Below are 14,042 nucleotides of genomic sequence, written 5' to 3'. Positions count from 1 at the left end.
GTTGATGTGCCGGCCTCTTCGCGAGCAGGCTCGCTCCCACAGTGATTCTTTGTAGGTCGTGGGATCTGTGTTTGTCAAAAAATCCAATGTGGGAGCGAGCTTGCTCGCGAAGGCGGTGTATCAGTCGATGGAGATGTTGGATGTGCTGGCCTCTTCGCGAGCAGGCTCGCTCCCACGGTGATTCTGTGTAGGTCGTGGGATCTGCGTTTGTCGAAAAAATAGCATGTGGGAGCGAGCTTGCTCGCGATGGCGATCGAACGATCACCACTGAGGGCGATGTGCGCCCAGTTCGGTGGCTGGCAGGGCCCACTGCAACGGTGTGCCGGTGATTTTCAGCGGCACCTGCAGGCGGTGCGCCGGGCCCCAGGGCGTTTGTTCCACCAGCAGTCCCTGGTCAGCCTCGTCTTCGGGGCGCAACGCAGCCCCATCGCCGGCGCCACCCTCGATCAACAGTTTCGCCGTGCGGGCCAGTGACAAGCGTGCCGAACCGCCACGGCCATCGGCCAAGCGCCGAGCCAGCAGCACAATCGCACTGGCCGCCATCAGGTAGCCGGTGCCGTGGTCCAGCGCCTGAACGGGCAGCGGCGTCGGTTTGTCTGTCTGTTTCCAGGCCATGCCGGCCTCGGCGATGCCGCTGCTCATCTGCACCAGGCTGTCGAAGCCGCGTCGGTGTTGCCAGGGGCCGCTCCAGCCGTAGGCATTGAGGCTTACGTCGATCAGCCCAGGCGCCAGTTGGCGGCGTTGTGCGGCGCCGTAGCCCAGGCGTTCGAGCGCGTCGGCGCGATAGCCGTGCAGGAGGATGTCGGCGTCCTTGAGCAATGCTTCGAACGTCGCGCGGTCGGCGGGCTGATGCAGATCGAGGCGGGCGCAGCGTTTGCCGAGGGTAACTTCCGGAACCGCGCCGGGTTCGTTCCAGGTCGGCGGGTCGATACGCAGCACATCGGCGCCCAGCCCGGCCAAAAAACGGCTGGCAATCGGGCCGGCCAGCACGCGGGTCAGGTCAAGCACCTTCAAGCCCGCCAGCGGCTGGGCGACTGAGCCGAGCCAGGGTTCAAGCGAAGCTGCACTCATGTCATCGAAGTGAGCAAGCGGTTCGGCGTTCACCGCCAAACCTTGCGGATGGGCCTGCCACGCCTGCCAGGAACGCATCTGTGCGGCGCAACCACCGGCGTCGACCACGGCCTGTTCCAGTTCGGCCTTGTTCCAACGGGCAACTTTGCTCGCCATGTCGGCGCGGTCGCTGCCGCTTCCGAGGACTTTTTCCGCAGCAAGACGATGATGCGGTGCATTGGTGTGCAGGCGGATCCAGCCGTCGGCGGTGGCGTAGTCGCCAGCCACCGGGTCCCACAGCGAAGGTACGCTCCAGCCGACGGGCCGCAGGGACGTGGCGAACCAGAACGAGGCCAGGCGCCTGTCGACTTCAAGCGTCGGCAGGCGGCCGGTCTGCTGATGGATGAGTTCGGCGACCGCTTGACCGGCCGTGGCGATGCTGGCGCAGGCCAACTCGGTAACCCCGAAGGCAGAGGGTAGAGCGCCTTCGCCAGTGAAGGGGATCGCAGTCGTGGGCAAACCGAGGGCGGTTTGCACGGATGTGAGCAGATCTGACATCGAAAGCCCTCCAGGCGAGAGAGCGATCATAGTTCAAAATTGCGTAGGGGGCCGCTTCGCGCCCCAGCGGGAGCAAGCTCCCTCGCCACGAGTTTCCGGGCGTGACCAGATCCACAGGTTGCCCAGGCCCATGCCGGCCATGGCCAGGTACATCGGCCAGCCGTGGGCAAGCATCAGCCACATCATTGCGGCACAACCGAGCATGCTGATCGTGGCGCCGACCTTGGCCCGGCGCGGGATGACCTTGCCGTTGCGCCAGTTGTGCAGCATCGGTCCGAATAACCGATGGTGCTCCAGCCAGGCGCTCAGACGCGGCGAACTGCGGGTCGCGGCCCAGGCGGCGAGCAGGATGAACTCGGTGGTCGGCAGGCCGGGCACGACCAAGGCGATGAGGCCGATGGCCAGGCTGGTGTAGGCGAGCAGGGCGAAGAGCAGTTGGCTGGGTTTTCGGGGACGGTTCATGGGGGGTTTCTGATCATGTGCAAAATCCCTGTGGGAGCGAGCCTGCTCGCGAAGGCGGTGTGTCAGCCAACAGTTGTGGCGGATGATCTTCTGTCTTCGCGAGCAGGCTCGCTCCCACCAAGGCCCGGAGAAGAGTTTTCAGGCCAACTCGGCCGCATAGGCGTGTTCCAGCAGCACGGTAAACCGGTTGAAGGCCTCCAGCGCGCCTTTGTCCGCCTCGGCTTCCTGCTGTTCGGTGAACGCCAGGCCGTCGAGGGTACGGGTGAAGGTTTTCCAGCCATCGGCACGTCCGCCCGCCGGCTCTGCCAGGTGCCGGGCACCGAAGGTTTCGTTCATTCCCAGGGCCACGGCACGCTTGATCAGGAATGCGGCGCCGAGCTTCGAGCCCTCGGAAACGAACAGCCAGCCCAGCGCTTCGGCCTGGCTCGGGTTTTTTACCGCACCGGCCACCGGCGCGGGCACTTCGGTGTCCAGGTCCGCGAGATCCGCCTTGGCCGCTTCGGCGCGGCAGCGGGCCGCCAGGTCGGGTATCAGGGCAGCCAGTTGCGCGTCGTTGTACAGCGCCACCAGTTCTGACTGGAACAGGTACTGGGCGACGACGAAGCGCGCGTAGCTGGCCTTGGTTTCGAATGGGGCGTGGGCCTTGACCAGGGCGTCGAGCTTGCCGTGGGGCTCGTGGGTGATCTGGTTCAGGCGCTGGGAACGTAGAGTGGGGCGTGGGGTGGTCATGAAAAACTCCTTGGAGTGAAATACACCGTGGCGAGGGAGCTTGCTCCCGCTCGGCCGGGCTGGCGCTCCAGTGCGCAGCGACCGTTAGATCTTGGGGGCGCTTCGCACCCCAGCGGGAGCAAGCTCCCTCGCCACGGATGGCTTTTTGCCTGGAACCGGATCAGATATCCCAGATCAGGTTGACCGCGAAGTTGCGCCCCGGCGCCGTCAGGCGATCGAGGTTGGCCGGGCTCAGCACCGCCGCTTCGCCGACGCTGTCGTAGCCGCGCACGTCATCCCACAGCCAGTACTTCTTGTCGGTGAGGTTGTAGAGGCCGCCGCTGACGGTGACGTCGTGAGTCACCTTGTAGTAGCCGCTCAGGTCGAGAATGCCGAAGCCCGGCGTCTTGAACTGGCCGCTGACGCCGTCGGGCGAATTGAAGTTGCTGTCGTCGACGCGGTTTTTCTTCTGGACCAGGGTCCAGCTGAGCAAGGTGCCGAACTGCTCCTGGTCGTAGCCCAGGCCGAACACGCCGGTAAGCGGGTTGACGCTGTTGAGCGGCTCGCCCGTGTCGTTGTTGCGGCCATACAGGTAGGCCACCGAGCCTTGGGTGTAGAAGCCTTTTGGCGCACCGAACACGTCCAGGTCCAGGCGTCCCTTGGCTTCGATGCCCTTGATGGTGGCGTGCTTGATGTTGTTGCTCTGGAAGGTCAACTGGTCGGCGCCGGGGGTGATGGCGTCTTCGTTGATGAAATCGCGGTACTTGTTGTAGAACACCGCCACGTCGAACGATCCGGAGTCGAAACGACCGCGCAGGCCGGTTTCGTAGCTTTTGCTTTTTTCCGGTTCCAGGTCGGGATTGGGTTCCACGCTGTAGCCCACGCCGGCGTTATCGAAACGTCCGTACAAGGCCTTGGCGGTCGGGGTGCGGAACCCTTCGGCGTACTGGCCGTACCAGGTGTACTGGTCGGTCAGGGCGTAGGTCAGGCCGAACTTCGGCGAGACGCGATGCCAGTTCTTGTCCTCGCCGCTCACCGTACCGCCGTTGGTGGGGTCCACGGTGCGCAGGAATTCCTCGGTCAGGCGTGGCTTGAGCCGGGTGTAGTCGTAGCGCAGCGCTGGCGTGAAGGTCCATTTGTCCCAGCTGATCTGGTCCTGGGCGAAAACGCTGTAGGTGTTGATGGTCGGGTCGGGGAAGTCGCTGGCTTTTGCCAATACGTCCCGGGTGCTGATGGCGCCGACGGTGGGGCAGCCCACGCCGACCGCCAGGCACACGCCGTTGCCGCTGCGTGAGCCGGTGACTTTCTGATGCTTGAGCGTGGTGCCGTAGGTCAGTGTGTGATCGGTGTCGGCCAAGCTGAATGACTTGTCCGCCTGCGCGTCGAAGACCCACTGTTTTTCTTCATAGAGCGTTTCACGGGTGCGCAACACCCGGCGGGTGATCGGGAAATAGAACTCGGCGGTGCGCTGGTCGGTCTTGGCGATCTGGTGGTTGAGGCTCCACTTGATGTTGTCGGCCAGCAGGCTGTCGAGGGCGAAGCTGTGCTCCAGGCCGAAACGCTCGCGGGTGATCGTATCGTTACCGGTGCGCCACTGGTACATGCCGCCGGGCAGGATGGAGCCGGGAATGGCTGGCTGGCCGTTGGCATAGGGCCCGCCGTAGGCGCTTTTCAGGTCGACGTCGCGATCGTCCTTGTACTTCTCGTACACCAGGCTCAGGCGTGCGTCATCGCTGTAGTCCCAGCCGAGTTTGGCCAGCACGTTGTTGGCGCGCACGTCTTCCGGGTTGGCGGCGGTGCGGTCCAGGCCGGTGCCGTTGTTGCTGCCGTAGGATTCGGTCTCGTGGCCGTCGCGCTGGCTGTAATGCAACAACCCGTCGAACGGACCGCTGCGGCCGGCGACGGTGGCGGATTTGAGCCAGCTTTCATCGACGGAGCTGTAGCCGGTCTTGAGACGCGCGCCGACGTCCTTGCCGGGCTTGATGATGTCGTCCGGATCGAGGGTGAAATAACTGACGACACCACCGATCGCGTTGCTGCCGTACAGCACCGAGGCCGGGCCGCGCAGAATCTCCACGCGCTTGACGATTTCCGGGTCGACGTAGTTGCGTTGGGTCTTGGCGTACGGGCCGTTGAAGAAGCCGCCGGGGATTTCCACGCCGTCGACCTGGGTCAGGATCCGGTTGCCGTCGATGCCGCGGATGTTGTAACCGCTGATGCCGCCGCGCTGGCCCGCGCCGCCCACCGACACGCCGGGCTCATAGCGCACCAGGTCCTTGATGGTGTTGACGTTGTTGCGGTCCAGCTCCTGGCGATCATGGATCGAAACGGTGCTCGGTACGCTGGCGATGTCTTGTTCCTGGCGGGTGGCGCTGATGGTCACCTGTTGCAACTCCAGCGCGCTGCCGGCGCTGCGCTTTTCCAGGACGATGTTGTTATTGCCCAGTTTGCGATAGCTCAGGTTGGTCCCCACCAACAGGCGCTCCAAGGCTTTTTCCGGCGGCAGCGAGCCGTTCACCCCCGGCGAGGCGACGCCTTCGGCCAGCTCTGCCGGCAGCCCCACCTGCCAGCCGGTGACGGCGGTAAATGCGTTCAGGGCGGAAACCAGTGGTTGCCGGGCGATGCTGAAGGTGTAGTCGCCCATGTTGCGCGCTGGCGATTGCTCGGCGGTGGCAGCCAGGGCCGCCGGCGCGGTGCCGGTCATCAGGATGGCGGCGGTGAGTAGTGACAGCGTGCAAGAGGGGGCAAGAAACCGGCAAGTAAGGCGAGAGGACATCGATAGCGCTCCGTGTCGCATCTGTTATAGGTGCAGATCGCATCGCGAGATGCGAATCAATTGCATTGCCTATAACGAGACGAACCAGCAAAAGCTATCGAGTAAAAATAATTCTCATTCAGTTCAGGATTACCAGCGCCGGGAATTCCTGGAGGCGGGCAGAGGTGATATGGGCCAGGGAACGCACCACGTCCAGCGGCTGGTCGAGGCGATAGTTACCCGTCACGGCCACGCCGGCCAACTGCTGGTTGTTGTTGATGATCCAGCCCGGGTAGTAGCGTCGCAATTCCGCCAGTACCTGGCCCAGCGGCCGGTTCTCGAACACCAGTCGGCCCTGGACCCACGCCAGGTCCGTGCCGACATCGAGGCGTGCCGGGCGGTCGAAGCCGTTGGGACCAATGCGGATGCTTTCTCCTGCCGACAAGCGGACATGGGCATCGTAGCGGGTCGCACGCAGGTCGACATCGCCGCGCTGCACCTGGACCTGAGCGACGCCGTCCAGGTAACGCACCGCAAACGTGGTGTCGCTGACACTGGCGGTGACCGGCCCGGCGTCGATCTCCAACGGCACATTGCGACTGGCCGGCACCTCGAAAAAAGCCTCGCCCTTGTAGAGACGGGCCACGTGCCGCTGCTCGTCGAAGGAGCTGGAAAACGCCGAGTCGGTATTCAGCAGGACCTTGGAACCGTCTTCCAGTTGGAGGCGCTGGCGCTCACCGACCACGGTCAGGTGATCGGCCTGGAATTGCAGGGGCAGGTCGCTGAAATTGAACAGCCCCAGCAACAGCACGGCGGCGGTGGCCAGGGGTTTCCAATGAGCTCGAAGGCGCGACAGCGCGGTGGCCTTGGGGCGGGCCTGGAGCTGCCGGGCGCTTTCGATGATCTGCGGGCCGTTCCAGATCGCCTGGGCCCTGGAGAACGCTTCGCCATGACGCGGATCTGCCGCCAGCCAGGCCTGGAACTGCCGGGTCTGTTCCTCGCTGGGGTTGTCGAGCAGGACCAGCCAGTCCAGCGCCTGGTCCATGGCGTGGGCGGTATCCTGTGCCGCAGCGGCTTCAGGGGGGCTGTGTTTGTCCGTCACGGTGGTTCCTCGGCAGTGTCTTTGCACGGCTGCTTGTAATCAGGCGACCAAGACTAGCAGGCTCGTCGGCCAACGCAATCGGCGTGGTTGTTGGCCGCCAGTGTCCTGCAGACTCAATCGGCGTCCAGGCGTTCGGCTACGCCGACGCAAATCGCCATGATCAGTTTCAGTTCTTTCTGCACGGTGCTCAGCGACACGCCCAGGCGTTCGGCGATGTCCTGGTAACTGTGGCCATGCAGGCGGTTGAGGATGAAAATCTGCTGCTGACGCGGGCTCAGCGACTGCAGGCTGAGGTTGAGTTTTTCGAGCAATCGGCCGGCATGGGCGGCGTCCTCGGCGCTGCTTTGCGGGGCGACGACGTTGTTCACGACTTCCATCGGCACGTCGTCCAACAGCGTGCGTGACTGGATGCGCCGGGCGCGCAAATGGTCGAGCGCCAGGTTACGGGCGGTCTGGAAGACAAAGGGTTCGAGATGCTCGACCGTGCGCTCGTTCAGGGCGCGGGTGACACGCAGGTAGGTTTCCTGGAGCAGGTCTTCGGCGGTGCAGGGGTTGTTGACCATGCGTTCGAGGGTGCGCAGCAGCGGCAGGCGCTGGGCGAGGAACACATGATGGAAGCGTGATTGGCTCACGGTAGGGCTCGGTTCGGTTCGAGTAGATGATAATGCTTATCATCTACTCGAAAGGTCAAGCCTTGATTTGGTTCTCAAGGTTGCACCACCGCCCCCGGCGCCAGCGGCAATTCCAGGGTGGCGATGAATCCGCCGTCGGGGTGGTTCGCCAATCCCAGGGTTCCGCCATGCCGTTCCGCCGCACGGCGCGCGATGGCCAGGCCGAGACCATGCCCGGGGGCGGTCTGGCCGGGAGCGCGATAAAACGGCTCGCTCAACTGGCCCAGGTGTTCGGCTTCTACGCCGGGGCCGTGGTCGCGCACGCTGATCACTATCCTTTCGCCTTGGCGCGCGGCACGCATCTCGATGGGCTGCCCGGCAGGATTGAAGCGTTGGGCGTTGCGCAGGAGATTGTCCACCGCCCGTTCGATCATGGTGGGCCAGCCCTTGAGGGTCAGTTGCGGCTCGGTTTCCAGGCGCACGTGCTGCTCCGGTGAAGCCAGCTGGGCGTCTTTTTGCAGGTTCTCCAGCAAACCGTTGAGGTCGACTTCCTCGGCGCTGGCGTTATCGGCGTCGACCCGGGCCAACACCAGGATTTCGCTGATCAATGCTTCCAGGCGGTCACATTCGCGTGTCAGGCGCGGCCAGAGTTTTTCACGCTCGGCGGGGCTCGCCCGCTCCGCCAGCGCCAGGGCGATGCGCAGCCGGGCCAGGGGCGAACGCAGTTCATGGGAAACATCGCGCAGCAATTGGCGCTGGCTGGCGATCAGGCTTTGCAGGCGCGCACCCATGCGATTGAAGTCAGTGGCCAGTACGCCGAATTCGTCCCGGCGGTTGGCCAGTTTGGCGAGGCTGTTCTGCTGGTACGTGGCTTGCCCCAGATCATGCACCGCGCCGCGCAGGCGGCTCAGCGGGCGGGTGATGGAGAGGGTCACCAACAGGCTGAACAAGGTCAGTACCACCAGCGCAATGGCCAGGGCGCTGAGGGGCCAGAGCAGGCTGTCGCGGTGCCAGGCGTCCAGTTCGGGATGGGGGATGCGGTAGATGAAGAGGTAAGTGTCACCGGTCTTGGCGCTGGTGAACTCGTCAGTCAAGCGCCGCCAGGGGAGGCGTCGGTCGTCGTTGTTCTGGCGCGCCTCGAAAGCCGCGGCGCGATGGGGAAAGGTGCCGCGCACCACCGGGTCGCCGCTCTCGTTGAGCACCTGAACGTCGATGTGATACTTGCGCTTGCGCTGTTGCAGGATGTCTTGCGCGGCCTCTTCGCCCTGGCTTTCGTAGGATTGCGTCCATTCTTCGGCCAGGGTGTTGAGCCCAGGATGGCGGCTGAGGATCCAGGCGTCCTGGTTCAGCATGTGGCCCATGAGGATCGAAAGCCCCGCGACCAGGGCGATGGCCAGCCAGAAACTGGCCAGGATGCGCCAGAACAGTGAACGCACGGATTTATCCTCGAAAACCAGGAAAGCCCAACGGCGGCGTGCCGTTGGGCTGGGGGTGCTTCAGCGCATTATTGCGCTTTTTGCGGTTGTTGCGCTTTCCAGGCTTTGAATTCGGCCCACTCGGCCCGACGTTCGGCGCGTTTTTTCTGGATGGCGTCAAACTCTTTCTGCTGCTCGGGCTTCAGCAAGCCACGGATCTGGGCATCGACTTTCTGGTGCCGGGCTTCCATTTCGTCCTGCATGGCTTTCTGGTCGGCTGGCGACAGCTTGGCCAGGTACTTGTCGACCAGTTCGCGTTGCTCATGGCGCTGTTCACCCATGATCCGGCGAATCTGCTCGCGTTGTTCGCGGGTCAGGTCCAGTTGGCTGTAGGGGCCTTTGTCGTGCATCTGGCCACCGTGGCGCGGACCGTCCATCGGGCCCATCGGCCCCGGGCCTTCGGGCATGGCCATGGCCACGGTCGGCAGGGCGGCGGCGAACATCAGAGCGGTAAGGGTCTTGCGCATGGTGTCTCTCCTTGTCTCGTTCCCGGTCAGTTCCGGATGTGTGCAGATTACAAAGATCAAGGTCAGCGGCGGTCAGGGGTGGGTAAAGCTTGGGTAAAGACGGTTTGGTGCAATGCTGACAAACAGCCTGTACAAAACCCCGTGGCGAGGGAGCTTGCTAGGGTGAGGGCGCTTTTGTGGCGAGGGAGCTTGCTCCCGCTGGGCCGGTCCGACGCTTCGGGCGAAGCGGCCCCAAGCTTTTGCGGTTGCTGCGCAACCGAGCGGGAGCAAGCTCCCTCGCCACAGGGTTAGCCATGTTCCTCGGTCCAAGCAGTGTTCTCAGAGGCTGTAGTAGTAGCCCCGGCTACGCAGGGCGACGATGCGTGGGCGGCCGTCGGGGTGGGGACCGATCTTCTTGCGCAGGTTGCTGACGTGCATGTCTAGGCTGCGATCGTACAAGGTCAGCTTGCGGCCCAAGGCAATCTGCGCCAGTTCCTGCTTGTCCAGCGGCTCACCCGGCTGCTTGAGCAGTGCTTCGAGCAGGCGGCTTTCGGAGACGGTGAGGGTCTGTTCCTGTTCATCGATGCTGACCACGCCACGCACCGGGCTGAAGGTCAGGTCACCCAGTTCGATCTGGCTGGAAACCGCGGCGGGATGGCTGCGGCGCAGCACGGCGCGCAGGCGGGCGGTCAGCTCTCGTGGATCGCAAGGCTTGGCCAGGTAATCGTCAGCCCCCAGCTCCAGGCCAAGGATGCGATCCAGCGGTTCGCCGCGGGCCGAGAGCATCAGCACCGGCAATTCCGGGTGATCGTTGCGCAACTGCTTGAGCAGTTCCAGGCCGCTGCCGTCGGGCAGCATCACATCCAGCACCACCGCCGCCGGGGCGGTTTCGGCCAGGGCCTTGCGGGCGCTCTGGCCATCGTGGCAAGCGCGGACCTGGAAACCTTCCTGGCCCAGCCAACTGCCGAGGAGCTCACACAGCTCCTGGTCATCATCAATCAGTAACAGCTCGCTCATGACTCACTCAATTTAGCCATTGCCGACGTTGTCTACGTCCACCGCTGGCAAAGATACCGCAGAGCAGGGCCAATAGCGCTACCCCGGCGCCGACGACGAACCACTGTTGCTGTTCGGTCAGCAGGCGCGGCAGCGGGCTGGACTGGGCTTCCTTGAGTTGCAACTTCAGGCGCTGGTTCTCCTGGCGCAGCCGTCCCACCAGCGCGCTCTCGCGTTCGCCGTTGGTGTTCTGCAGTTGCTGGGTGAGTGCTTCACGCATGCGCTCGCTGTCTTTCAGGCGCTGCTGCAATTCGGCGATCTGGCCGCCCGCGCTCAGGGACAAGGGCGCCGAATGAGCAGCCTCGGTGCTTTCCTCGCCGTGGGCGGGGGCTCCAATCGCCAACGAGACCAACAACAGGCACAACCGACCTTTGCGCATTGCAACTCCTGAATTCCAATCGAGATTGAGCAGATTAGACAGGTTGTCGGCAGGCTGACGAGAACAATGAGCAATTGAGCGCAATGAGCCAGGAAGACTCATCGCGCCCGGGGGTTATGGCAGGACTTGCTTGAACGGCTTGACCACGACCTCGGCGTAGACGCCGGCCGCCACGAACGGGTCGGCCTTGGCCCACGCCTGTGCGGCAGCCAGGGATTCGAACTCGGCCACGATCAGGCTGCCAGTGAAACCGGCGGCGCCTGGGTCGTTGCTGTCCACCGCAGGGTGCGGCCCGGCCAGCACGATGCGACCTTCAGCCTTGAGCTTTTGCAGGCGCTCAAGATGCTCCGGGCGCGCGGCCAGGCGTTTTTCCAGGGAGTCGGCGACGTCGGTGGCAATGATTGCGTAGAGCATGTCAGTCCTCGGTTTTTGGCGTGGTGGGTTCGGCATCGTGCAGGTGACGGGACAGGTAGATGCCCTGGCCGATCAGGAACAGCAAGGTCATGCCCAGGCTGCCGAAGACCTTGAAGTCGACCCAGTATTGCTGGAACGTGAACGCAACGAACAGGTTGGCGGCGCCGCAGAACAGGAAGAAGGCGATCCAGGCGATGTTCAATCGGGTCCAGATCGCGTCCGGCAGGCTCAGCGCGTGGCCCATGATGCGCTTGATCAGCAGGCGATCACCGACGAAGTGGCTGCCGATGAAGGCCAGGGCGAACAGCCAGTTGACCACCGGGGCTTTCCATTTGAGGAAGGTCTCGCTGTGGAAGGCCAGGGTCAGGCTGCCGAACACCAGGCAGGCGATCAGCGTCAGCCACTGGCTCTTCTCCAGCTTGCGCTGGGACACGAACAGCGCGCCGTAGACCACCAGGGAACTGATGATCAGCACCGCGGTGGCGCTGTAGATACCGCCTACAGTCAAGGAGTGGCCGGCGATGTCGACGGTCCGTGGATCAAGTTTGTAGACGATGAAAAACAGCAGGAGCGGGATGAAATCGATGAATTGTTTCACAGTGGCAGCCAGAAGCAGGATGTGGCGGCATAATAACAAACATCCTTGGCCGCGATAGGGCCAGCTGATTTGAGGTAACAAAGTCTCGTGAATGTTGATTTGCACTGCCATAGCACGGCCTCCGATGGCGCCTTGGCGCCTGCGGTTCTGGTGGCGCGGGCGTTCGAGCACGGCGTGCGAGTCCTGGCCCTGACCGATCACGACACCCTCGAAGGTCTCGACGAAGCGCGTAGCGCCGCCACCGCGCTGGGCATGCAACTGGTCAACGGCGTCGAACTGTCCTGCACCTGGGGCGGGGCGACCATCCACGTGCTGGGCTACGGCTTTGATGTGAATGCACCGTCACTGGTCCAGGCCATTGCCGAGTTGCGTGACGGTCGCTGGCTGCGCTCCGAGGAGATCAGCCGCAAACTGGCCCTCAAGGGCATGCCCGGCGCGCTGGAAGGCGCCCGGCAGGTCCAGCAGGAACTGGGCGACAGCGGCAACGCCCCGGCCCGGCCGCATTTTGCCGACTGGATGGTGCGCGAGGGCTTCGTCAAGGACCGCGCCGAAGCCTTCCGAAAATGGCTGGGAGCCGGCAAGCTGGGGGACGTCAAGCAGCACTGGCCCACCCTGGAAGAAACGGTCGAGACTCTGCGGGCCGCCGGGGCGTGGGTCAGCCTGGCGCATCCCTGGCATTATGAATTCACCCGCAGCAAGCGCCGCCGCCTGATAGCCGACTATATTCAAGCAGGGGGCCATGCCATCGAAGTGGTCAATGGCCATCAGCCGGCCGAGCAGGTCGGCAGCCTGGCGATCCTCGCCCGGGAGTTTGGCCTGCTGGTGACCGCCGGGAGTGATTTCCACGGCCCGGGAGGCTGGTCCGAGATTGGCGAATACCGCCCGTTGCCGGAAGATCTGCCACCACTATGGTGTAGATTCAAACATGATCCCGTTATCGCCGCCGTCTGAACAGGTAGAACACGTGAGTCAATTTTTCCAGATTCATCCGGAAAACCCGCAAGCGCGCCTGATCAAACAGGCTGTGGAAATCATCCGTGGCGGTGGCGTCGTGGTCTATCCCACCGACTCGTCTTACGCCATTGGTTGCCAGATCGGCGATAAAAACGCGGTCGAGCGGGTAAGACGCCTGCGTCAGCTGGACGACAAGCACAACTTCGCGCTCATTTGCAGCGACCTCTCGCAGTTGGGCTTGTTCGCCAAGATCGACACCGGCACTTTCCGCCTGCTCAAGGCCCATCTGCCGGGCCCTTATACCTTTATCCTGAATGCCACCCGGGAAGTCCCGCGGCTGTTGCTGCACCCAAAGAAGCGCACCATCGGGCTGCGGGTGCCGAGCCATCCCATTGCCCTGGCGCTGCTGGCGGAACTCGGTGAGCCGCTGATGAGCGTGACGCTGATCATGCCCGGCGAGACCGATCCGCTGACCGACCCCTATGAAATGCGCCAACTGCTGGAGCATCAGGTCGACCTGATCATCGACGGCGGTTACGGCGGCATGAAGGCGTCCACGGTGATCAACCTGGCCGACGGCGAACCGCAAGTGGTACGCGTCGGCTGCGGCGATCCGACGCCGTTCATGGTCGAGGCCTGAATGTCGGTTGTGGAAACCGCGGTCGAAAACGTCGACAGCCAGGCCGGTGCGCAACAGGAGCTGCCGTTCGCCATGGTCTATGGCCAGGCGGTCATGGAAATGCCCCTGGACCTGTACATCCCGCCGGATGCGCTGGAAGTTTTCCTCGAAGCCTTCGAAGGGCCGCTCGACCTGTTGCTGTACCTGATCCGCAAACAGAACATCAACATCCTCGACATCCCGGTGGCGGAAATCACCCGCCAGTACATGGGCTACGTCGAGCTGATGCAGTCGGTGCGCCTGGAGCTGGCGGCGGAATACTTGGTAATGGCGGCCATGCTGGCCGAGATCAAATCGCGCATGCTGCTGCCGCGCTCGGCCGAGGTCGAAGAGGAAGAAGACGATCCACGGGCCGAGCTGATCCGTCGCCTGCAAGAGTACGAGCGCTTCAAGGCCGCGGCCGAAGGCATCGACGGCTTGAGTCGGGTCGGGCGCGATGTGCTGGTGCCCAAGCTCGACGCCCCCGAGGCGCGGGCGCGCAAGTTACTGCCGGACGTGAGCCTGGAAGAGCTGCTGATGTCCATGGCCGAGGTCCTGCGCCGGGGCGACATGTTTGAAAGTCACCAGGTCAGCCGTGAGGCATTGTCCACTCGCGAGCGCATGAGCGATGTGCTGGAACGGCTCAAGGGCGGCAGTTTTGTGCCATTTGTCGAGCTGTTCACCGCCGAGGAAGGGCGGCTGGGCGTGGTGGTGACGTTTATGGCGGTCCTGGAATTGGTCAAGGAATCCTTGGTCGAGCTGGTGCAGAATGAGCCGTTCGCAGCGATCCATGTGCGGGCCCGAGCCGAATAACGA

The 14,042-nt window shown here is 63.6% G+C and carries 15 protein-coding genes; 3 read left to right on the top strand and 12 right to left on the bottom strand.

The features are described 5' to 3' along the window. Nucleotides 1–261: 261 nt before the first annotated feature. The 12 genes from M1E16_RS21070 to M1E16_RS21015 form a co-directional block, all read right to left on the bottom strand. Entirely contained in the window at nucleotides 262–1,608 is a 1,347-nt protein-coding gene (locus tag M1E16_RS21070; RefSeq protein WP_458128290.1) for a CoA transferase, read from the bottom strand. Nucleotides 1,609–1,641: 33 nt separating this feature from the next. After that, nucleotides 1,642–2,070 (bottom strand): YbaN family protein, encoded by a 429-nt coding sequence (locus M1E16_RS21065; RefSeq protein WP_434697025.1) that lies wholly within the window; start codon nucleotides 2,068–2,070, stop codon nucleotides 1,642–1,644. 138 nt (nucleotides 2,071–2,208) lie between these two features. After that, nucleotides 2,209–2,799: a biliverdin-producing heme oxygenase gene (locus M1E16_RS21060; protein ID WP_458128289.1), complete on the bottom strand. Its 591-nt coding sequence runs from the start codon at nucleotides 2,797–2,799 to the stop codon at nucleotides 2,209–2,211. Between the two features lie 160 nt (nucleotides 2,800–2,959). Then, nucleotides 2,960–5,554: a TonB-dependent receptor gene (locus M1E16_RS21055; RefSeq protein ID WP_458128288.1), complete on the bottom strand. Its 2,595-nt coding sequence runs from the start codon at nucleotides 5,552–5,554 to the stop codon at nucleotides 2,960–2,962. Between the two features lie 118 nt (nucleotides 5,555–5,672). After that, entirely contained in the window at nucleotides 5,673–6,578 is a 906-nt protein-coding gene (locus M1E16_RS21050) for a FecR family protein (protein WP_458130356.1), read from the bottom strand. A gap of 170 nt (nucleotides 6,579–6,748) precedes the next feature. After that, a complete protein-coding gene (locus M1E16_RS21045; protein WP_458128287.1) occupies nucleotides 6,749–7,267 on the bottom strand; it encodes an RNA polymerase sigma factor in 519 nt (172 codons plus the stop codon). A gap of 74 nt (nucleotides 7,268–7,341) precedes the next feature. Next, nucleotides 7,342–8,682: an ATP-binding protein gene (locus M1E16_RS21040; RefSeq protein WP_458128286.1), complete on the bottom strand. Its 1,341-nt coding sequence runs from the start codon at nucleotides 8,680–8,682 to the stop codon at nucleotides 7,342–7,344. A 68-nt stretch (nucleotides 8,683–8,750) separates the two neighbouring features. Further along, the gene (locus tag M1E16_RS21035) at nucleotides 8,751–9,188 is read right to left on the bottom strand and encodes a Spy/CpxP family protein refolding chaperone (protein WP_434601636.1); all 438 of its coding nucleotides are present in this window, start codon (nucleotides 9,186–9,188) and stop codon (nucleotides 8,751–8,753) included. A gap of 318 nt (nucleotides 9,189–9,506) precedes the next feature. After that, entirely contained in the window at nucleotides 9,507–10,184 is a 678-nt protein-coding gene (locus M1E16_RS21030) for a response regulator transcription factor (protein WP_025215146.1), read from the bottom strand. A 7-nt stretch (nucleotides 10,185–10,191) separates the two neighbouring features. Continuing rightward, nucleotides 10,192–10,602 carry a translation initiation factor 2 gene (locus M1E16_RS21025; protein ID WP_434572302.1) on the bottom strand — a complete coding sequence of 137 codons (411 nt, stop codon included), beginning with the start codon at nucleotides 10,600–10,602 and terminating at the stop codon, nucleotides 10,192–10,194. 114 nt (nucleotides 10,603–10,716) lie between these two features. Next, on the bottom strand, nucleotides 10,717–11,016 hold the full coding sequence (locus M1E16_RS21020) for a YciI family protein (protein ID WP_434656241.1): 300 nt from the start codon (nucleotides 11,014–11,016) through the stop codon (nucleotides 10,717–10,719). Nucleotide 11,017: 1 nt separating this feature from the next. After that, on the bottom strand, nucleotides 11,018–11,614 hold the full coding sequence (locus M1E16_RS21015; RefSeq protein WP_434572305.1) for a septation protein A: 597 nt from the start codon (nucleotides 11,612–11,614) through the stop codon (nucleotides 11,018–11,020). Nucleotides 11,615–11,701: 87 nt separating this feature from the next. Here M1E16_RS21015 and M1E16_RS21010 point away from each other — a divergent pair, with 87 nt between their 5' ends. The 3 genes from M1E16_RS21010 to M1E16_RS21000 all read left to right on the top strand — a co-directional run bounded on the left by M1E16_RS21010 (nucleotide 11,702) and on the right by M1E16_RS21000 (nucleotide 14,039). Then, the gene (locus tag M1E16_RS21010; RefSeq protein WP_434572306.1) at nucleotides 11,702–12,565 is read left to right on the top strand and encodes a PHP domain-containing protein; all 864 of its coding nucleotides are present in this window, start codon (nucleotides 11,702–11,704) and stop codon (nucleotides 12,563–12,565) included. Between the two features lie 13 nt (nucleotides 12,566–12,578). Beyond that, complete coding sequence (locus tag M1E16_RS21005) at nucleotides 12,579–13,208, top strand: L-threonylcarbamoyladenylate synthase (RefSeq protein ID WP_305499273.1); 630 nt, start codon at nucleotides 12,579–12,581, stop codon at nucleotides 13,206–13,208. Between the two features lie 132 nt (nucleotides 13,209–13,340). Beyond that, nucleotides 13,341–14,039, top strand: coding sequence for a segregation and condensation protein A (locus M1E16_RS21000; protein WP_458130355.1), 699 nt, complete (start codon nucleotides 13,341–13,343; stop codon nucleotides 14,037–14,039). The last annotated feature ends 3 nt before the right edge of the window (nucleotides 14,040–14,042 follow it).

This window comes from Pseudomonas sp. Z2-11, from assembly GCF_054161305.1.
The sequence above is the reverse complement of the archived record's forward strand: the minus strand, read 5'-3'. Positions and strand labels throughout refer to the sequence as shown.